Origin of the sequence: Pseudomonas sp. S10E 269, assembly GCF_002798465.1 — a bacterium.
Classification (GTDB): Bacteria; Pseudomonadota; Gammaproteobacteria; order Pseudomonadales; family Pseudomonadaceae; genus Aquipseudomonas; species Aquipseudomonas pergaminensis.
Genome location: NZ_PHIJ01000001.1, coordinates 5298647 through 5319545 on the forward strand (window position 1 = coordinate 5298647; position 20899 = coordinate 5319545).

Consider the following 20899-nt stretch of genomic DNA (forward strand, 5'->3'; position numbering starts at 1 on the left):
AGTAGCGGGGTGGCCTGGGCCACCCCGCGCTTTCAGGCGTTAGTTGATGCGCGGATGCTGCTCGACGAGATTCTTGCGCTTGGCTTCCAATTCGGCAATCTCGGCATCGATGTCTTCGATCTTCTGCTCGATATTGTCGTGATGCTCCTGCAGCAGTTCCTTGGCTTCTTCCATGTCGGAAGCGGCCGGCGCTGCGCCACGCAGTGGCTTGTTGGCAGTTTCCTTCATGGTCAGGCCGGTGACCAGGCCGACCACGGCAAACACCATCAGGTAGTAGGCGGGCATGTACAGATCGTTGGTGCTTTCTACCAACCAGGCTACGGCGGTAGGGGTCACGCCAGCAATCAGCACCGACACGTTGAACGCACTGGCCAACGCGCTGTAGCGCAGGTGAGTCGGGAACATTGCGGGCAGCGTCGAGGCCATCACGCCGATGAAGAAGTTGAGGATCACGGCGAGGATCAGCAAGCCCGCGAAGATCAGGCCGATCTTGCCGCTGGTGATCAACATAAACGCCGGGATGGACAGGAACAACAGGCCGATACTGCCGGCGATGATGAAGGGCTTGCGGCCAATCTTGTCGCTGATGAAACCAATGAACGGCTGCACGAACAGCATGCCGACCATGATCGCGATGATGATCAGCACGCCGCTGTTTTCTTTGTAGTGCAGGTTGTGCGACAGGTAGCTCGGCATGTAGGTGAGCAACATGTAGTAGGTCACGTTGGTCGCCGCCACGATGCCGATGCAGGTCAGCAGGCTGCGCCAGTGCTTGGTCGCGACTTCCTTGAACGAGACTTTGGGGCCGTGGGTCAGGCCTTCGCGGTCGCCTTGCTCCATTTTGTCCATGTGCTGCTGGAAGGCTGGGGTCTCTTCCAGCGCATGACGCAGGTACAGGCCGATAATGCCCAGGGGCAGGGCAAGGAAGAACGGCAGGCGCCAGCCCCATGACTCAAAGTCAGCTTCGCCCAATATGCTTGAGATCAGCACGACAACGCCCGCGCCCAGCACGAAACCGGCGATGGATCCGAAGTCCAGCCAACTGCCGAGGAAGCCACGCTTGCGGTCCGGGGCATACTCGGCGACGAAAATCGAGGCGCCGGTGTATTCACCACCCACCGAGAAACCCTGGGCCATTTTGCACAGCAACAGCAAAATCGGCGCCCAGATACCGATGGAGGCGTAGGAGGGGATCAGGCCGATGGCAAAGGTGCTCAAGGACATGATCACGATGGTCGCGGCGAGGACCTTTTGCCGTCCGTATTTATCGCCCAGGGCGCCGAAGAACAGGCCACCCAGGGGACGGATCAGAAACGGCACCGAGAACGTGCCGAGTGCAGCGATCATTTGTACGCTGGGCGAGGCGTCGGGGAAGAACACCTTGCCGAGCACATAGGCGACGAAACCGTAGACGCCAAAGTCGAACCATTCCATGGCATTACCCAGTGCGGCGGCGGTGATCGCCTTGCGCACTTTGGTGTCGTCGACGATGGTGATGTCTTTCAATCCGATGGGCTTGACGCTTTTCTTACGTAATTTCATGCGGGACACTCTAAAGCAGAACAGGGGAGGTGCCATCGTTGCGATGGCACCGCTCTGTCAGTTCAGATACAAGCGGACATGAAATAATTCACCACTTTTTGCGTTTTTTTGCACATGCATTGAACTTCACAGGTTTACCCAGGAGAAAACCGAATGCCCGCTGCTGCCTCGCGCCTGACCTACCGTCGCCCACAACCCGGTGACGTGCAGCGATTGTTCGCGATCTACGGCGATCCGCAGACCAACCGGTTCAACCCCGCCGGCCCCATGGCCAGCCTGGAGGGTGCACAACGCCTGCTCGATCACTGGCTCAAACAGTGGGCTACCCAAGGCTACGGCTGGTGGGCGATTGCACGCGTCGAAGCACCGGATCACATCATCGGCTTCGGTGGAATCGCGCCGATGGACTACCTGACCGAAAGACGCATCAACCTGGGTTATCGGTTTGCGGTGCAAGCCTGGGGGCAGGGCTACGCCACCGAGTTGGGCCGTGATGCATTGAAGCTGGCCTTCGAAACACTTGGCTTGCCCGAAGTGTTCGGGTTGGTACGTCCGGATCACGCGGCATCCATCCGCGTACTGGAAAAGATCGGCATGCAGCCTTTCGGTACGCTCGATGATGTGCCGGGCCAGGCACCCAGCCTGGTACTACGCGTTCGTCATCCTACAACTGCTTTTGCCTGGCATTTCACATACCCGAGCAATGCCTCGATAAACGGCAATCTTTCAGATTGACAGCGTTCAGGCGTCCCGATATAAAAGTCGCAGTTGTACGACGACATATGACGTTACATGTGTCCTACCTAACAAAAATAAAAAGTGATGCCATGAACTTGAACGAGCCCATCAACGCTCACCGCGTTGGCCAAGCTGTAGGCAACTATCGCTGGACCATCTGCGCGATGCTGTTCTTCGCGACTACCGTCAACTACCTCGACCGCCAGGTGCTCAGTCTCTTGGCCCCTCAGTTGTCCACGCAATTTGGCTGGAGTAACACCGATTACGCCAATATCGCGGCGGTGTTCCAGTTTGTCTACGCGATCTCCATGCTGTTCGCCGGGCGCTTTGTCGACAAGATCGGCACCAAGGCGGCTTATGTGGTGGCGATTGGTATCTGGTCCACGGGCGCCGTCATGCATGCGTTCTCGGTGCCGATGGGCGAGGGCATCGCCGCCATCAGCGGGGCGATAGGCCTGGCGGTGATCCCGGTGTCGATTGCCGGCTTCATGCTATCCCGCGCGGTATTGGCGATTGGCGAGGCGGGTAACTTCCCGATTGCGATCAAGGCCACTGCCGAGTACTTCCCCAAGAAAGAACGCTCCTTGGCCACGGGTATCTTCAACTCCGGCGCCAACGTGGGCGCGATCCTGGCACCGATCTGCGTGCCGTTGATCGCGGGGCTCTGGGGCTGGGAAGCGGCGTTTATCGTGATTGGTGCGTTGGGTTTTGTGTGGGTCGCGGTGTGGATTGCGCTCTACAAGAAGCCCGATGAGCAAAAACGCCTGTCGCCCGCCGAACTGGCGTACATCCGCAGCGACCAGACCGTGGAGCCCTTCACCCCGGCAGCGGCGGGCGCGGTGCAGAAGAAAGTCTCGTGGTTCAAGTTGCTCACCTATCGCCAGACCTGGGCCTTTGCCTTCGGTAAGTTCATGACCGACGGTGTGTGGTGGTTCTTCCTGTTCTGGCTGCCCACCTATCTGTCGGCGCAATACGGCATGAAAGGCGCCGATATCGTGATGCCGCTGGCGGTGCTGTACAGCATGACCATGGTCGGCAGTATCGGCGGCGGCTGGTTCCCGAGCTACTTCATGGCACGCGGCGATGCGCCCTACGATGGCCGTATGAAAGCCATGTTGGTGATCGCGCTGTTCCCGCTGGTGGTGTTGCTGGCGCAGCCATTGGGCTATATCAGCTTCTGGGTGCCGGTATTGCTGATTGGCGTGGGTGCCTCGGCGCACCAGGCGTGGTCATGCAACATCTTCACCACGGTGTCGGATATGTTCCCGCAGAAAACCGTGGCCTCGGTGGTCGGTATCGGCGGCATGGCCGGCGGCCTGGGTGGCGTGGTCATGACCAAGATCGGCGGTTGGGTGTTCGACTACTACAAGTCCGTCGGCGACATTCACACCGGCTACATGATCATGTTCGCCATCTGCGCACTGGCCTACCTGGTGGCCTGGAGCGTGATGAAGACGCTGGTGCCGCGTCACAAGGAAATCACTGACCTGTAAGGTCTTATGTCCCGCGCCGCAACGGCGCGGGACCACTTTAAAGCGTGAGCGCCCAGGTCTGGCTGACCAGGGATTTGCCGAAGCTGTCTATCGTTTCTTCCTCGACCAACGCGAACCCGGCCTTCTGATACAGCTTGCGTGCATCGCCGAGGATGTCCACCGTCCACAGTTGCATGCGTTGGTAGCCGACCTGCCGGGCAAAGCGCACACACTCATCCACCAGCCGTTGGCCGATGCCCATGCCGCGCGCACTGGCGTCCACGTAGAGCATGCGCAGTTGGGCTGTGGTTTCGCAGTGGCGGATAACGAACACCGAACCCACCACTTCGCCGTCCTTTTCCGCGATCCAGCAACGCTCGCAGGTTGGATCAAACGCCTTCAGGTACTTGGCGACCGTCTCCGCTACTAATGCTTCGAACTCCCAGTTCCAACCATATTCACGGGCATACAACGCGGTCTGTTGTTGCACCACCACGCCCATGTCGCCGGGTTGTGGATCGCGTAGCAGATAGCTGGGCGCCGTGCCTTGCAGCAGGGCCTGGATGCGCTTCATGGCTTCGGTGAGCTGGCGTTGCTGGGGTTCGGGCAGGCTGTCGAGCAGTGTGATGACTTCGTTCTGGGTTTGCTGCTCCAGAGGTGCCAGCACGTCGCGGCCGTGGTCGGTGAGGTGCAGCTGCACCGCGCGGGCGTCGGTGGCGGAGCGGACTTTCTGAATCAGGCCGCGTTTTTCCAGGCCGCCCACCAGCCGGCTCAGATAACCAGCGTCCAGGCTGAGCATTTGGCACAGGTCAGCGCTGGTGAGGTCGCCACGGGTAGACAACTCGTACATCACGCGGATTTCGGTGAGCGAGTAATCGCTTTGCAACAGGTGTTCCTGCAGCACGCCGATTTGATGGGTGTAGAAACGATTGAAACCACGCACGATGCCGGCGCGCTCGACAAGCAGAGGGGTGGACATGCTGGAATGCTCGAATGGTTGCCTGAAGCAATTATATTGTTGCTTCAGGCAGCCATGTCAAACAGTTTGCTTAGCGGTTGCGCGTCACCCGCCAGACGGTATTGGCCAGGTCATCAGCAATGATCAGTGCGCCTTTGGGGTCCACCGTCACCCCCACGGGGCGCCCACGGGTCTTGCCATCGTCACCGCGAAAGCCGGTGGCGAAGTCGATGGGCTCACCGGACGGCTTGCCATTGCTGAAGGGCACGAAGATCACCTTGTAGCCCACCGGGTTGTCACGGTTCCAACTGCCGTGCTCGCCGACAAACACGCCATCGGCAAACTTCTCGCCCATTTGCGGGATGGAAAAGTCCACGCCGAGGGCCGCCACGTGGGAGCCCAGGCTGTAATCCGGCTTGATCGCGGCGGCGACCTTGGCCGGGTTCTGCGGCTGTGCACGCGGGTCGACGTTCTGGCCCCAATAGCTGTAGGGCCAGCCATAGAAGGCACCTTCACGCACCGAGGTGAGGTAGTCCGGTACCAAGTCCGGGCCCAGTTCGTCGCGTTCGTTGACCACCGTCCACAGTTGCCCGGTGTCCGGCTGGATGGTCAGTGCCGTCGGGTTGCGCAGGCCGGTGGCGTAAGGCTTGTGCGCGCCGGTGGTGGCGTCGATCTGCCAGACCATCGCGCGGTCGATCTCCACTTCCATGCCGCGTTCAGTGACGTTGCTGTTGGAGCCGATGCCCACGTAGAGCTGGCTGCCGTCAGCGCTCACGGCCAGGGATTTGGTCCAGTGATGGTTGATTTGCGCCGGCAGGTCGGTGACTTTGCTCGGCGGGCCGCTGGCCTTGGTCTGGCCGTCGGCGTAGTCGAAGCTCACCAGCGCATCCTGATTGGCCACGTAGAGCTTGCCGTTGGCAAACGCCAGGCCGTACGGCGCGTTGAGGTTGTCGGCAAACACCGTCTTGAGTTCGTAGGTGCCGTCGCCATCGGCGTCACGTAGCAAGGTCAGGCGGTTGCCACCCTTGACCTTGGTGTTGCCTTCGGCCTTGATCAGGCTGGCGATCACGTCCTTGGGCTTGAGCTTGGCCGCACTGCCGCCACGGCCTTCAGCGACGAGGATGTCACCGTTGGGCAGCACCAGGGTCTGGCGCGGTATGGCCAGGTCGGTGGCGATGGCGGTCACGCTGTAGCCTTCCGGAACCTTGGGTTTTTGCTCGCCCCACGGCACCGGTTCGGCAATCTTCATGCTCGGCAGCAGGCTGCTTTGCTGCTCCGGCAGTTTGGGGTCAGGGCCGCGGGCCTGGGTCTTGTCGCCTTCGCCACCGCAGGCGGTCAGCAACAGGGCGGCGCTCAACAGGGTCAGGGTGCTGGACGTTTTCATTTGGCATCTCCCGAACGCAGGTCAGACAGGCCGATCCACGCAGCCACCAGTGCCAGCAGCGTAACGATCACCGACAGCACCAGGCCGGCGGGCATCATGGCGTATGCATCCTTGGCATGCTGGAAAGCATTGACCAAACCCAGTACCCAGGCCGCCAGCAGCAACAGGAAGTAAGCGGCCGGTCGCCCGGATTTGCGCCGCGCACGAAGCAGGTTGACCAGCGCGAACAACAGCGCGAACCCACTGAACACCAAGGCGCCAGCAATCAGCCAGGAAGCGAAGTTGGCCCATTGAATCTGGTAGGTCTGGCCGTAGGCAACGTCGCTGAGCAAGGCACCCAGAAACAACGGTACGCTGCCAGCCAGCAAGAGTGCATGCAGCGGGCCTGGCCGTGTTGCGTAGTAGGCGGGGAGGGTAGTCATGGGGGGCGGCTCCTTATCGTTCAGCGCTCCTGGATTCAGGGCGCAATGACTTCGCATAGGAAAGGAGCGTGGCGTTCGCGGGAAAGTTCACTGGGGTTTCATGTCCAGATGTTTTTCAAACCATTGGGCATAAGGCGTATTGGCAACCTGACAGCGATTGAAGTCCGGGCTGCCATCGCTCCACCAGGCGGGGCCGCGTTCGCCAAGGTCGACCTTGGCACCGTGCACCTGGTGTCGCGCCACCCTCAGTTGTTGCGGATCACCCGAGGCCTTGGCCGCCTTGACAGCACGGCGCGCGTCCATCAATGCATTGACCAGGCGCTGGCGGGTGTCTTCGTCCAGCGCCGGGTTGGTGCAGCGCCAGAGTTGGCCCTTGACCACAAAGTAGCGCCCATCCGGCGTGCTAATCATGGTGCCAGCGTACTACCCGCAGTACGCCCCACATCATTGAAAACACAATCGCCATCCATCCGGCAAACAGGCTGAAGAGTGTCATTGCAAGGTTCATAGCCACCTCCGTTGCGTTGTCGTCTCGCTGTTGTCCTTATAGGTGACTGCCTGCGAAAACCAGGATTCAACTTATTTTCCAGAGTGAACCCCTGGCGGTGTTACCCACCTAAGCTCTTATAATTCCCACGATTGTTCACCTCCAGGCCTCTCCATGACCCACCCTCGAATCGGCTTCGCGTGCCAGTACAAGCACCCCGAACGCCTGCTGTCGGCCAGCGCCTTGAAGCTGATCGAAGGCCCCTTCAACCCGCGCACCACCACGTTGCGCTGGATGGACAGTGTCACGCCCCAAGTGGCCCGCGACAAATTGGTGGAGGTGGTCACCCACAACCTGGCGGCCCAATTGCGCCTGTTGGCGTATGTCGCCGAATTGCCGCCAACCTTGCGCATGCTGCGCCTGAGCAGCGATCTGTTGCCGTTCTACAGCCACCCGAAAATCGCCGCGGTGTACAAGGACCCGGCCATCGAGCATCAGTTGGTCGAGGGGTTTGCCGCGATCGGTGACTTGGCGCGCGCTGCGGACATCCGCCTGTCGTTCCACCCCGGCCAATACTGTGTGCTGGGTTCGGAGAACCCTGGCGTGGTGGAAAATAGCCTGGCCGAATTCGAATACCACGCCGACATGATCCGCATGATGGGCTACGGCCGACGCTTCCAGGACCTCAAGTGCAACGTGCATATCGCCGGTCGCCTTGGCGTGACGGGTACCCGCGCGGTGTGGGCGCGCCTGTCGGAAGTGGCGCGCAACTGCATTACCTTCGAGAACGACGAGAAGACCTACGGCCTGGACCACTGCCTGCAAGTCGCGGACCTGGCGCCAGTGGTGCTGGACATCCACCACTGCTGGATCAATGAAAACGACTACATCGACCCTCACTCGGAACGGGTCGCCCGTGTGATCGAAAGCTGGCGCGGCGTTCGCCCGACCATGCACTACTCCCAACCGCAGGAGAGCCTTCAGGAGCTGGGGTTCGACGCCGAGCACAAGCTGGAAATGGACGCGCTGTTGCAGGTGGTGTCCAAGCGCGACCTCTACGCCCACAGCGCGCAAATGTGGAACCGCTGGACCAACGATTACGCGCTGCAGTTTCTCGACCGCTTCGACATCATGCTCGAAGCCAAGGACAAGAACGTCGCGGCCCTCGCGTTCTACGCGCACTGGCAGCGGCGCGTTGTGTGATCAACCCCCAGCGTGCATGCTGGCTGGCCTCACATAAGGAACCTTGCCATGCCAACCCTGCATTTGCTCTGCGGCAAGATCGCCTCCGGCAAGTCCACGCTCGCAAAGACCCTCGCCACCGAGCACGCGGCCATTGTGCTCAGCGAAGACCACTGGCTTGCCACGCTTTACCCCGGTGAAATCCGCTCCATTGCCGACTACATCCGTTGTGCCCAGCGAATACGCGGCGTACTGGGCCCATTGGTGATCAATGTGCTGCAGTCGGGTGCCAACGTGGTGCTGGATTTCCCTGCCAACACCTTGGCTAACCGCGAATGGCTGCTGGGCTTGGCACAGGTCGCCAAGGTCCGGCACTGCCTGCATTACCTTGAACTGGACGACGCCACCTGCCGGGCCCGGCTGCACGCGCGCAATGCCCAGGGTGAGCATGACTTCGCCGCCACTGATGCCGAGTTCGATCTGATTACCCGCCATTTCTGCGTGCCGACTGAGGCAGAAGGCCTGGTGATCGAGAGGCATCGCCCATGAGTGCATCGCAACCCATGGGTGTGGACGCCGAGGGTTTTATCCTCACGGTTCCCGACGCCCCCGTGCAGCGTGAGTTTCAGCCTTTGCTCGAGGATGCCTGCGGCCTGCTCTCGCAGCCAGGCTTGGGGGTTGACGGCATTTATGTCTATGGCAGTGTTGCACGCGGCGATGCGCTGCCGGGTGTATCCGATCTTGATCTCACGTTGGTGCTGAGCGAGCCGCCTACCGCTGCGAGCCTGGAGCGGTTGGAACGGATTCGGTGCGACCTGGCGCTGCGGCACCCGTCAGTCACCAAGGTCGATTTCGATATCGGCAGCCGCGCGCAGGTACTGGCTGTTGAGAATAAACATCGTTGGGGGTTCTGGCTCAAGCACCATTGCCGGTGCGTATGGGGCAATGATCTGGCGGTGCAGTTCGAGCGGTTTCGGCCGTCACTGGACATCGCCTTGGCTGTGAATGGTGACTTTGAAGCGGTGCTTAGCGCCTACCTCAACCGCATTGCGCGTGCCGACACCGAACACGAGCGGCTTCGCCTGCAGCGCGAAGCGTCACGCAAGCTGATCAGGGCGACCCAGATAGTGTGCGGGGTAGAGGAGGCAACTTGGCCGCAGACATTGGAGGAGTATGTTGCGCTGTTCGTGCAGAGGTATCCGATGCGGGTGACGCAGGTGGCGTTTTTTCTGTTTGAGGCTCGAAACCCGGGTGCTGACGGTGAGAGGTTCTTGGCCCGGCTTCAAGTGTTTCTGGGGTGGATGGTTTTACAGCGAAGTCATATGGCCGTTCCTCTGTAGGCGCTGGCTTGCCTGCGATGGCGACCTAACAGCCGACCACAATCTAACTGTCACCCCGAGATCTAAATGTGGGAGCTGGCTCGCCTGCGAAGACGGCCTAACAGCCGACCACGCTCTGACTGTTGCCCCGCGATTCAAAACTGTGGGAGCTGGCTTGCCTGCGAAGACGGCCTAACAGCCGACCACGCTCTGACTGTTGCCCCGCGATCCAAAACTGTGGGAGCTGGCTTGCCTGCGAAGACGGCCTGACAGCCGACCACGCTCTGACTGTTGCCCCGCGATCCAAAACTGTGGGAGCTGGCTTGCCTGCGAAGACGGCCTAACAGCCGACCACGCTCTGACTGTTGCCCCGCGATCCAAAACTGTGGGAGCTGGCTTGCCTGCGAAGACGGCCTGACAGCCGACCACGCTCTGACTGTTGCCCCGCGATCCAAAACTGTGGGAGCTGGCTTGCCTGCGAAGACGGACTAACAGCCGACCACGCTCTGACTGTTGCCCCGCGATCCAAATGTGGGAGCGGGCTTGCTCGCGAAGGCGGCCTGACAGCCGACCACGCTCTGACTGTTGCCCCGCGATCCAAATGTGGGAGCTGGCTTGCCTGCGAAGACGGCCTAACAGCCGACCACGCTCTGACTGTTGCCCCGCGATCCAAATGTGGGAGCGGGCTTGCTCGCGAAGGCGGCCTGACAGCCGACACAGAATGTTGGATCAGACTAGGTACATATCCGTTATTCAGGTAACGGCTGCTATGGGTTCCGCCCTTACGGCGGCTCACTTTTGAAAAGCCCAAAAGTAAGCAAAAGGCTCTTGCCCCAACACTCGGCACCTCGCTTAGGCTCGGTGTGCCCGTAATCCGACAGGTATTTGGGGGGCCGCCGCCACGCGCCATCCATGGCGCGGGGCGGCTAAACCGGCATCCCTGCCGGTTTACCCCCCAAATCCCTGTCGAATTCCGGCCAGCGTGTTTGACGGGGCGCCTAAGATCAAGAGCAAGAGCAAGAGCAAGAGCAAGAGCAAGAGCAAGATCAAGAGCAAGAGCGGCTCGCTTCGCATCGTGGTTAGCGTGGGGGATAGTACCTGGGGATGTCGCAGCCGCCGTTGAGCGAGCAGATCCAGGTGCTGGAGCAGGCGCTCTAGGTCACGCTGTTCGAGTGTTCGCGGCGGGGGGCTAGGTTGACGCCGGTGGGGGCGGCGATACTGCCCGCGGTGCGCGAGATCGACAGCGTGGTAGCGCTGCCGGCGCTGGAAGCAGGGAATATCGACCTGGCCTTTGCCCGGCTGGACGGCGACCTGGGCCCGACGGTTCAGTCGCTGCCGCTGCGGGACGACCGCTTGATGGTGGCTTTGCCCAGCCACCATGCTTTGGCCGCGCGTACGCGCATCAGCCTGTCGAGCTTGGCCAGCGCGCTGTATTCGGCGAGCCTGCGCCATAAGGTACGGGCGGGCGCCGTGCGCGGAATCTTCCAGTCGATGGTCGAGCATTCCGATAACGCCGACCTGATGGGCAAGTTCCTCGGGCTGCCCTGCCCGAAGCTGTTCATGTACGGAGAGCAGAACGCCGGGCTGTCCTACCTGCCGCACATCCAGGCCCACGGCGTGCGGCTGGTGCCGATTGACGAGTGCGGGTACTTCCCGATGTATTCCAACCCTGGCGCGATGTGGCAGCAAATCGCTGACTTTCTCAGGACTTGAATCGCCCCACCAAGCCATTTAGCTCATCCGACAAATTCGACAACCGCCCTGAGTCGTCCTGCGCCGAGTTGGCCAGGCTTTCCACCAGCCGCGCCTCGTCGTAGATCTGCTGGATATGCCGGTTGATCTCCTCGGCCACGCTGTGTTGTTCCTCGGCGGCGGCGGAGATCTGCAGGTTCTGGTCGCGGATTTCGTTGACCGACGTCTGGATGCCTTCAAAGCTGTCCCGCGCGCTTTCGATGGACGACACGCTGGCCCGCGACAAGTCCAGGCAACTGCCCATCTTCTGGGTGACTTCCTGGGTCTTGTTTTCCAGGGTGCCGAGCAGTTGCTCGATTTCACCGGTGGAGTCGGACGTGCGCTTGGCCAGGGCACGCACTTCATCGGCCACCACCGCGAAACCACGGCCCTGGTCACCGGCGCGGGCGGCCTCGATGGCGGCGTTGAGTGCCAAGAGGTTGGTCTGTTCGGCAATCGCGCGGATGGTGCCAAGGATCTGGTTGATGCTGCGGCTGCCGGCTTCCAGTTCGACCATGGCCTGGGACGACTCGGTAAGGCGGCGCCCCAGGCGGTTGACGTTGTCGGTGGTGACTTCGATCTGCTGCTTGCCCTCGGCCACGCGACGGTGCCCGTTCTCGGCGGACTCGGCTGCACCGCTGCATGAACGCGCGACTTCGTTGGCGGTGGCCACCATTTCATTGAACGCGGTGGAGACCAATTCAACCGCCTCTCGCTGGCGGCCGGCCGCCTCGTTCATGTTGTGCGCCACCTCGCTGTTGACCTTGGAGGCGTTCTGCAAATTGGCCGAGGCCGCGCCGATATGCTGGATCAGTTGGCGGATCGCCGCGAGAAACTTGTTGAACCAGCCGGCCAATTCGGCGGTTTCATCCTTGCCCTGTACCTGCAGCTCGTGGCGCAAGTCGCCTTCGCCCTGGGCGATGGACTGCAGGCCGGTGCTGACCTGGCCGATGGGCTTGACGATGACCTTGGAAAACGCCGCCGCGATCAGGCCGAAGATCAGCACCAGCACGCCGACGATGATTGCGGTGAGGTAGGTCATGCGCGTGGCTTCGGCCATGACTTCACGATGTTCGATCAACCCGATGTAGCGCCAGCCGAGGCCGGGGGAGGTCCACACGTTGGCCATGTAGCGCACGCCGTCGATCACCACCTCGGTGGAGCCTTGCGGCGTGTCGGCCAAATGCGCATAGGGTGCGCCCAAGTCCTTGAGCGGCTTGAAACTGTGGGCCGCATCGCGCGGGTCCACCAGCACCACACCGTCTTCGATCAACATCACGTAGCCGCTTTCGCCCAGCTTGATGCTCTTGACCAGCTCGGTGAGATTCTTCAACGACACGCTGACCACGAACACGCCCTTGGCCTTGCCGTTGTCCAACAATGCTCGCGCAGTGCCCACCAGCGCCACGTCATCTTTGTCGTAGTAGTAAGCCGGCGTGCGCACGGTCTTGCCGGGGCTGGCCATGGCCGCCTTGTACCAAGGGCGGGTACGGGGGTCGTATTTGGCCAGTTGCGGGTCATCCGGCCATTTGGCGTAGGTGCCGTCTTCCAGGCCGATGGACAGGATCGCCGCCGCCGGGTGTGTGGCGCCAAAACGCGCGAAGCGGTCGATCACGGCTTGCGCCTCTGCCGGCATCGGCTGGCTGGCCGCGTCGGCGGGCTGGTAGTTTTTCAGGGTGTTCAGCGATGTGTATACAGGATCGGTGGCCATTTGATCGACGTTTTGCAGCGTACCGTCGAAAAACTGGCGGATGTTGCCATCGATCTGTCGGATTTCCCGGGTGCTGCCATCGATGAATTGATCCACCGCCTGGGTCCGGGTGTTCATGACCGAAATCACGGCCACCAAGCTCACCGGGATAAACGCTACAGAGACAAATGCCAGTACCAGCTTATTTTTTATTTTCATCGAGACGACCATCAGCGTGAAGGGCGGCCAAACCGCCGCGCACCTGAGCAGGATTGCGGCGATTTGCTATCACTGCTGTTTCGGCCTGGCTTCCACAAACCTTTAGGGTTTTTTGTACACAATACAAACTGCATATTGTTCTGTATCCAATCAATACACATCACGCAGGTAACGCTTCTGCTCGCTCAACTGTCGCCAGTAATCGACGGCACCCTCAACGCCAAGCCCGCCGTGGGTTTGCGCCACTTGGCGCAGGGCCTGGTCGACGTCCTTGGCCATATGGCTGGCATCGCCGCAGATGTACAGCTTGGCGCCGTCCTGCAACCAACGCCACAGTTCGGCGCCTTGCTCGCGAATGCGATCTTGCACGTAGACCTTCTGCGCCTGGTCGCGGGAAAACGCCAGGCTCAGGTGGGTGAGCAGGCCGTCGCGCTGTAGGCCTTGCAGTTCATCCTGGTAGTAAAAGTCAGTGGCGGCGTGCTGTTCGCCGAAGAACAGCCAGTTGCGGCCCAGATGCCCGAGCGCCCGGCGTTCCTGCAGAAACGCGCGAAACGGTGCGACCCCCGTGCCGGGGCCGATCATGATCATCGGCACCTCGCCGTCACTGGGGGGGCGAAAGTGCTTGGACGGCTGTATGAACAACGGCACTTCACCGTCACCGACACGGTCGGCCAGGAAGGTCGAGGACACGCCTTTGCGTTTGCCATAGCGCACGGCGGCCACGGTCAGGTGGACTTCGTGTGGGTAGGCCTTGGCACTCGACGCGATCGAATACAGACGCGGCTGCAGGCGCTTGAGCGTGCCCAGCAATTCGTCCGCTGAACACTCGATGGGGTATTCGTGCAGCACGTCCGCCAGTTGCCGGCCCCACAGCCAGTTATTCAGTTCGGCTTTGTGCTCGGGGTTGAGCAACTGCTTGAGGCCTGGGTTGGCGCTGCGCTCGGCGATGAAGGCCAGGGTGTCGCTGCTGGGCCGGGCGATTTCGAAATGCTGGGTGAGTGCCTGTTGCAGGGGAACATCGCCGAAGGTATCGATGTTCACGCTGGTATTGGCGCCCAGGCGGGTGAGGTCGAGCAATTCGCTGACCAGTTCGGGGCAGTTGCGGGGCCGCACGCCCAGGGCATCGCCGGCTTCGTAGCTGAGCCCGGAGTCGGCCAGGTCCAGGGCGAACTGGCGGGTCTCCTTGTGGGCGCTGTGCGGGTTCAGGTGCCGGTTGAGCAGCAGCCGCGACCCGTACAGCTTGGTCTTGCCGGCAGGCGTGGCGGGTGCGGCCAGCGCCACGGGTTTTGCCGGGTTGAGGCTCTGTTGGAAGCGCACCAGCCAGGCATCAGCAGGGGCTTCGAATTCGGTGTCGCAGTCGACGCGTTCAAGCAGGCGGGTGGCGCCCAGTTCCAGCAGGCGCTGGTCGAGTTGCTTGCCGTGGTTGCAGAACTGGTCGTAGTTGGGATCGCCCAGGGCCAGCACCGCAAAGCGCAGCGACTCCAGGCGCGTCTCGACGGTGCTGAGGCTGTGCCAGAAACCTTCGCCATTGTCCGGTGGGTCGCCGTCGCCAAAGGTGCTGCTGATCAATGCCAGGGTGTGAGTGGACGCAAGTTTGCTCGCGGGGAAGTCCGACATCGCGCTCAGCTCCACTGTGATACCCGCATCGCGCAGGCGCTGGGCGAATCGTTCAGCCAGGGCTTCGGCGTTGCCGGTTTGCGACGCCCACAGCAGGGTGACGGCCGGGGAGGGCGCGGCAAGGGCTTGCGTGTGGCTGAACAACCCGCCGAGCAAGCCGTTCAGCCATAGCCGGGAGGCGTCGGCCAGCGGCGCGTTCGCGGGCATTGTCGGTACGCCGACGGCCTGATGTGCGGCGTTGGATTGCAGGCCGCTGAGGAAGCCGGCGAGGTAGGTGCGCTCGCTATCGCTCAGTGGCGGCGGGGATAGGTGACGGATGCCGGCGAGGTCGGCGAAGGCGTCGAGGCGCGACATGGTGCAGTCCTCTGCTACGGGGGAAGGGAGGTCGAGAAACTGGTGATCGATCAGCGCGACGCGGGCCAGGGCGACCGCGCAGCACTTGAACTCAGGCTGCAGGGAAATCGGGTCCACGGCGTCGTTGGTCACCGCGTTGATCGCCAGGTGTTCGCCGAACACATCGTTCCAATGGAAGGGTGCAAAACAGTTGCCTGGCTGTACACGGTCGGTGACCACGGCCGGCAGCACCGCATGGCCGCGCCGGGAGCGCACTTCGACCCGGTCCTTGTCCTTGATGCCCAGGCGCGTGGCATCTTCGGGGTGCAGTTCCACGAAGGGGCCTGGGTTGAGTTTGTTCAGGGTGGCGACCTTGCCGGTCTTGGTCAGGGTGTGCCATTGGTGCTGCACGCGGCCGGTGTTGAGCACAAAGGGGAAGGTGTCATCGGGCATCTCGGCGGGCAGCATATGCGGGCGGGCGAAGAACCGCGCCTTACCATTTTCGGTGGCGAAGGTGAGACTGCCCTGGGTGCGATAGCGGATCGGGTTGCGGTGGGCGGCATCAACGGACGCGCACGGCCATTGCAACGGCTGTTTACGCAAGCGTGGGTAACTCGCTCCGCGAATGTCGTAACCGGTCTTGGGGTTCCAGGCACGTTTGATTTCTTCGAACACGTCGGCGGCGGATGCGTAGGTGAAGGCCTCGGCAAAGCCCATCTCACAGGCGACCCTGGCGATGATCTGCCAGTCGGGCAGGGTTTCGCCGGGGGCGTCGACGGCTTTTTGCATCAGGGTCAGGTTGCGTTCGGAGTTGATCATCACCCCTTCGGCTTCGGCCCACAGCGCGCCCGGCAAGAGGATATCGGCGTAGCGGTTGGTCTCGGTGTCGAGGAAGGCGTCCTGGGTGATCACCAGTTCGGCGGTCTGCAGCCCTTTGATCACGGTTTGGCGGTTGGGCACGCTGGCCACCGGGTTGGTGCAGATGATCCAGCAGGCCTTGATCTGCCCGACAGCCATTTGCTCGAACATTGCCACGGTGCCGCTGCCGGCCTGGCGCGGCAGGCTGTCGTGGGGGATCTGCCACAGGTCCTCGATAAAAGCGCGGTCGGCCTCCACCAGTACCGAGCGCTGCCCCGGCAGGCCCGGCCCCATGTAGCCCATTTCGCGACCGCCCATGGCGTTGGGTTGACCGGTGAGGGAGAACGGCCCGCTGCCGGGCCGGCAGATGGCACCGGTGGCCAGGTGCAGGTTGCACAGGGCGTTGGTGTTCCAGGTGCCGTGGGTGCTCTGGTTGAGGCCCATGGTCCAGCAGCTCATCCATTCGGCGGCCTGGCCGATCCAGTCGGCGGCTTGGCGGATATCGGCTTCGGCAAGGCCGGTGATATCCGCGACACGCTGTGGCGAATAGTCCTCCAGGAACGCGGGCATCACTTCCCAGCCGTCGGTGAACGCGGCGATAAACTCGGGGTCGGTATGCCCGTTTTTCACCAACAGGTGCAGCAGGCCATTGAGCAGGGCCAGGTCGGTGCCGGGTTTGATCGGCAGGAACAGGTTGGCCTTTTCCGCTGTGGCACTGCGCCGAGGATCGACCACGATCAGCTTCGCTCCGGCCTTGACCCGGTCCATCATGCGCAGGAATAGGATCGGGTGACAGTCGGCCATATTCGCGCCGATCACGAAGAACAGGTCGGCACGGTCGAAGTCTTCATAGGAGCCTGGCGGGCCGTCCGCGCCGAGGGACAGCTTGTAGCCGCTGCCCGCGCTGGCCATGCACAGGCGGGAATTGGACTCGATGTTGGCGGTGCGCACGAAGCCCTTGGCCAATTTGTTGATCAGGTACTGGGATTCCAGCGACATCTGGCCCGACACGTAGAAGGCCAGCGCGTCCGGCCCGTGCGTGTCGAGCACGTGGCGCAAGCGCCGCGCGGTTTCGCTGATGGCCGTGTCCATGGCGAGGCGCACGGGGTCATGCTCGCGGGCCTGGCGCACATAGGCGTTCTCCATACGCCCGGAGTCGGCGATGGCTTGCCCGCAGGTGGTGCCTTTGGTGCACAGGCGCCCGAAGTTGGTGGGATGGGCCTTGTCGCCGATCACCTTGACCACTTTATTGTGCTCGACCTGCATGACGATGCCACAGCCCACGCCACAATAAGGACACACACTGCGGATGCTTTGGTTGGTCATCTGGAACCCATGTAAACAAAAAAGGCGCCTTGTAACCCTCCGTTGAAAACGGGGATTACACGGCGCCTTTGTCGTGAGAGGGCAGTCAGCGTTGACTGCTTGGTTGACGTGTTACTAGCAAGTCACGCGCCAGTTTGTTCACGACGCGGTTTGTCGGTGAACTGGCCTATTGTGATGAACGGGATTTTTGTGGTGAGCGGGCTTGCCCCGCGCTGGGCTGCGCAGCAGCCCCTTAAATTGATACCGTGGTGCCCGCGCGCGGGGCAAGCCCGCTCACCACAGCAAGCCCGCTCATCACAGAACACTGTTTACCCCTGGCAAATCGTGCACTTTTATAACGCGAGGTGCACCAGTTGGAGGCGCTGGAGGGGGGCTCAGAATTGCCGATCAGCCTGTTGAGCCATGAACACAGGCTTCGCCTTCGTTTGGCACAGACCCTGCAAGCTCCCCCTTAACCCACCTCGGTCAACGACGATCGACACCCTGGGGCATAGCGGTGAGTCCGGCGCAGTCGCCTGATCCGAACCCGCATAAGAACAGGCAAAGACGCCTGGAACCGTAAGGTTTCAGGCGTTTTTTTTTGCTTTTTTAAACCGTGATTAGCTTTGACGGGTGCTTACTATGAACCATCTCAAAACCTTGATCGTCGTCGGCAATGGCATGGTTGGCCACCACTGTGTGGCGCAACTGATCGAGCGCGGCGCGCTGGATCACTACCGCTTGCATGTGTTCAGCGAGGAGCCGATGCGCGCCTATGACCGGGTGCATCTGTCCGAGTATTTCACCGGCCGTGATGCCGAGTCGCTGGCCTTGTCCGAGGTTTCGCTGTACCAGGTGCCGGGCGTGACCCTGCACCTCGGCGTGCCGGTGCTGGAGATCGACCGCGCGCGCTGCGAGGTGATCACCGCCAACGGTTGCGTGGCCTATGACACGCTGGTGCTGGCCACCGGTTCCTATCCGTTCGTGCCGCCGATCGAAGGCGCCGAAGGCGATTCGCGGCTGGTGTATCGCACCCTTGAAGACCTGGATGCGATTCGCAAGGCGGCCGCGAATGCGCGACGCGGCGTGGTGGTGGGCGGTGGCCTGCTGGGCCTGGAAGCCGCCAACGCGTTGAAGAGCCTGGGCCTTGAGGCTCACGTGGTGGAGTTCGCGCCACGCTTGATGCCGGTGCAACTGGACGACTTTGGCGGCCTGGCGCTCAAGGCGCAGATCGAGCGGCTGGGCGTGGGGGTGCATTTATCGCGCGCCACCCAGTCGATCAGTGCGGGCGAGCACTACCGCTACCGCATGAACTTCGCCAATGACGAATACCTCGAAACCGACTTGATCGTGTTCTCTGCCGGTATCCGCGCCCAGGACGCGCTGGCCCGTCAGGCCGGCCTGGACATCGGCCCGCGCGGCGGGGTGGTGATCAACGACGCGTGCCTGAGTTGCGACCCGAACATCTACGCGATTGGCGAGTGCGCCTCCTGGAACGGCAGCCTGTTCGGCTTGGTCGCACCGGGCTACCAGATGGCCCGAGGCGTCGCCGCGCTGCTCTGCGGGCAGACCGCCGAGCCGTTTGTAGGCGCGGACATGTCCACCAAACTCAAGCTGCTCGGCGTGGACGTGGGCTCCATCGGCGACGCTCATGCCCATACGCCCGGCGCGCGCAGCTACCAGTTTATCGACGAAGCCAGCGCCAGCTACCGCCGCCTGGTAGTGGACGCTGCGGGCAAGCAGGTGATCGGCGCCGTGCTGGTGGGCGACAACAGCTACTACGACACCTTGCTGCAATACATGCAGAACGGCATCGCGTTGCCGTCCGAGCCGGCCAGCCTGATCCTGCCATCCTCCAGCGGCGCGCCGACCCTGGGCCCCGGCGCGTTGCCGGAATCGGCCACCCTGTGCTCCTGCCACAACGTGACCAAGGGCGCGATCTGCTCGGCCATCGACAGCGGCTGCAGCGAACTCGGCTTACTTAAATCCCAAACAAAAGCGTGCACCGGTTGCGGTGGCTGCGCAGGCTTGCTCAAGCAAGTGTTCGAGCATGAACTGATCGCCCGTGGCGTCAGCGTCGACAAGAGCCTGTGCGAACACTTCGCCTACACCCGCCAGGAGCTATACGCCCTGGTGCGCGTGGAAGGCATCATCACTTTTGACGAACTGCTGGCCAAACACGGCCGTGGCCACACCGGCTGCGACGTGTGCAAGCCGGCGGTAGGCTCGATCCTGGCGTCGTGCTGGAACCAGCCGATCATGGACGCGTCCCTGGTGCCGCTGCAGGACACCAACGATACGTTCATGGCCAACATGCAGAAGAACGGCACCTACTCGGTAGTGCCGCGTATTCCGGGGGGCGAGATCACCGCGGACAAACTCATCGTGATCGGCGAAGTGGCGAAGAAATACGACCTCTACACCAAGATCACTGGTGGCCAGCGCATCGACCTGTTTGGCGCGCAACTGCACGAGCTGCCGGATATCTGGGCCGAATTGATCGCGGCGGGGTTCGAGACGGGGCATGCGTATGGCAAGTCCACGCGCACGGTGAAGTCCTGCGTGGGCAGCACCTGGTGCCGTTACGGCGTGCAAGACAGCGTAAAAATGGCGCTGCTGATCGAGGACCGCTACAAGGGCCTGCGCTCGCCGCACAAGCTCAAGTTCGCGGTGTCTGGCTGCACCCGCGAGTGCGCTGAAGCCCAGAGCAAGGACGTGGGTGTGATCGCCACGGAGAAGGGCTGGAACCTCTACATCGCCGGTAACGGTGGCATGCGCCCGCGTCATGCGGAGCTGTTCGCCACCGACTTGGACGATGCCACGCTGATCCGCTATATCGACCGCTTCCTGATGTTCTACATCCGCACCGCCGACAAGTTGCAGCGCACGTCGGTATGGCGCGAGAGCCTGGAAGGCGGCCTGGACTTCCTCAAGGACGTGGTCCTGCACGACAGCCTGGGCCTGGGTGCCGAGCTGGAAGCGCAGATGCAACTGGTGGTCGATCGCTACGAGTGCGAGTGGGCCAACGCCCTCAAAGACCCGGAAAAACTCAAGCGCTTCCGCACCTTCGTCAACGACAAACGCCCCGACCCGGACATCCACTTCGTCCAGGAACGCGGCCAGCGCCGGCCGATCATGGCCGCCGAACTCAACCTGATTCCCGTCACCGAGGAGATTGCCTGATGAGCCAGCCCACTACCCAACGCAACCTGGCAACCTGGAAGAGCGTGTGCAGCGAGGCCGACCTAGTGAGCAATTCCGGCGTGGTGGTGTGGTTGGACGGCGCGCAAGTCGCGCTGTTCTACCTGCCGGGGGCGCAGAACCAGACCCTGTATGCCATCGACAACCACGACCCGGAATCCGGGGCCAATGTGATCGGTCGCGGCTTGATCGGCAGTATCAAGGGCGACTTGGTGGTGGCGGCGCCGATCTACAAGCAGCACTACCGCCTGGAAGACGGGCAGTGCCTGGAGACGCCGGACCAGCGTTTGCGGGTATGGCCGGTGCGGTTGAACGGCGGGGTGGTGGAGCTGGCATTGGATTGATGTTGTGTGCAGGATTTTGTGGCGAACCGATTTGCTGTGGCACACCAACTTCCTGTGGTGAGCGGGCTTCTTGTGGTGAGCCCGCTCACCACAGCAA

General features: G+C 62.0%; 14 protein-coding genes and 2 pseudogenes. 8 read left to right on the forward strand and 8 right to left on the reverse strand.

Features of this window, described 5'->3' with window-relative positions:
- Positions 1-39: 39 nt before the first annotated feature.
- Positions 40-1542 carry a glycine betaine/L-proline transporter ProP gene (gene proP, locus CWC48_RS24640; protein ID WP_078048683.1) on the reverse strand — a complete coding sequence of 501 codons (1503 nt, stop codon included), beginning with the start codon at positions 1540-1542 and terminating at the stop codon, positions 40-42.
- Positions 1543-1695: 153 nt separating this feature from the next.
- Between proP and CWC48_RS24645 the strand changes: the two genes are divergently transcribed.
- A complete protein-coding gene (locus tag CWC48_RS24645) occupies positions 1696-2277 on the forward strand; it encodes a GNAT family N-acetyltransferase (protein WP_100490538.1) in 582 nt (193 codons plus the stop codon).
- A gap of 92 nt (positions 2278-2369) precedes the next feature.
- The gene (locus CWC48_RS24650; RefSeq protein WP_078048680.1) at positions 2370-3773 is read left to right on the forward strand and encodes an MFS transporter; all 1404 of its coding nucleotides are present in this window, start codon (positions 2370-2372) and stop codon (positions 3771-3773) included.
- Between the two features lie 37 nt (positions 3774-3810).
- Here CWC48_RS24650 and CWC48_RS24655 read toward each other — a convergent pair whose 3' ends face one another.
- From CWC48_RS24655 to CWC48_RS24670, 4 genes are all read right to left on the reverse strand, one after another.
- Entirely contained in the window at positions 3811-4731 is a 921-nt protein-coding gene (locus CWC48_RS24655; RefSeq protein WP_100490539.1) for a helix-turn-helix domain-containing GNAT family N-acetyltransferase, read from the reverse strand.
- Between the two features lie 70 nt (positions 4732-4801).
- Positions 4802-6094, reverse strand: coding sequence for a sorbosone dehydrogenase family protein (locus CWC48_RS24660; protein WP_099492240.1), 1293 nt, complete (start codon positions 6092-6094; stop codon positions 4802-4804).
- Positions 6091-6516, reverse strand: a complete 426-nt coding sequence (locus CWC48_RS24665; protein WP_099492239.1) for a DUF2231 domain-containing protein — start codon at positions 6514-6516, stop codon at positions 6091-6093. Before CWC48_RS24665 ends, CWC48_RS24660 begins: the two co-directional genes overlap by 4 nt.
- A gap of 87 nt (positions 6517-6603) precedes the next feature.
- Positions 6604-6927, reverse strand: a complete 324-nt coding sequence (locus CWC48_RS24670; protein WP_100490540.1) for a hypothetical protein — start codon at positions 6925-6927, stop codon at positions 6604-6606.
- A gap of 250 nt (positions 6928-7177) precedes the next feature.
- On the opposite strand from CWC48_RS24670, the gene CWC48_RS24675 reads away from it, so the two are divergent.
- The 4 genes and pseudogenes from CWC48_RS24675 to CWC48_RS30615 form a co-directional block, all read left to right on the forward strand.
- On the forward strand, positions 7178-8206 hold the full coding sequence (locus tag CWC48_RS24675) for a UV damage endonuclease UvsE (protein WP_100490541.1): 1029 nt from the start codon (positions 7178-7180) through the stop codon (positions 8204-8206).
- 48 nt (positions 8207-8254) lie between these two features.
- The gene (locus CWC48_RS24680; protein ID WP_078048670.1) at positions 8255-8734 is read left to right on the forward strand and encodes an ATP-binding protein; all 480 of its coding nucleotides are present in this window, start codon (positions 8255-8257) and stop codon (positions 8732-8734) included.
- Entirely contained in the window at positions 8731-9525 is a 795-nt protein-coding gene (locus CWC48_RS24685; protein ID WP_100490542.1) for a nucleotidyltransferase domain-containing protein, read from the forward strand. Before CWC48_RS24680 ends, CWC48_RS24685 begins: the two co-directional genes overlap by 4 nt.
- Before the next feature lie 1077 nt (positions 9526-10602).
- Positions 10603-11217 (forward strand): annotated as a pseudogene (locus CWC48_RS30615) (LysR family transcriptional regulator); the annotation flags it as partial.
- On the opposite strand, the gene CWC48_RS30945 reads toward CWC48_RS30615, so the two are convergent.
- The 3 genes and pseudogenes from CWC48_RS30945 to CWC48_RS24700 form a co-directional block, all read right to left on the reverse strand.
- Positions 11207-11974: a methyl-accepting chemotaxis protein gene (locus tag CWC48_RS30945; protein WP_371857077.1), complete on the reverse strand. Its 768-nt coding sequence runs from the start codon at positions 11972-11974 to the stop codon at positions 11207-11209. The pseudogene CWC48_RS30615 and the gene CWC48_RS30945 sit on opposite strands and share 11 nt — an antisense overlap.
- Positions 11975-12061: 87 nt before the next feature.
- Positions 12062-13156: pseudogene (locus CWC48_RS30950) on the reverse strand (cache domain-containing protein); the annotation flags it as partial.
- Positions 13157-13294: 138 nt separating this feature from the next.
- Positions 13295-17278, reverse strand: a complete 3984-nt coding sequence (locus CWC48_RS24700; RefSeq protein ID WP_100490543.1) for a bifunctional nitrate reductase/sulfite reductase flavoprotein subunit alpha — start codon at positions 17276-17278, stop codon at positions 13295-13297.
- A 621-nt stretch (positions 17279-17899) separates the two neighbouring features.
- Here CWC48_RS24700 and nirB point away from each other — a divergent pair.
- Positions 17900-20440 (forward strand): nitrite reductase large subunit NirB, encoded by a 2541-nt coding sequence (nirB, locus tag CWC48_RS24705; RefSeq protein ID WP_100490544.1) that lies wholly within the window; start codon positions 17900-17902, stop codon positions 20438-20440.
- Positions 20440-20802 (forward strand): nitrite reductase small subunit NirD, encoded by a 363-nt coding sequence (nirD, locus tag CWC48_RS24710; protein ID WP_078048666.1) that lies wholly within the window; start codon positions 20440-20442, stop codon positions 20800-20802. The genes nirB and nirD overlap by 1 nt, the downstream gene beginning before the upstream one ends.
- Positions 20803-20899: the final 97 nt, after the last annotated feature.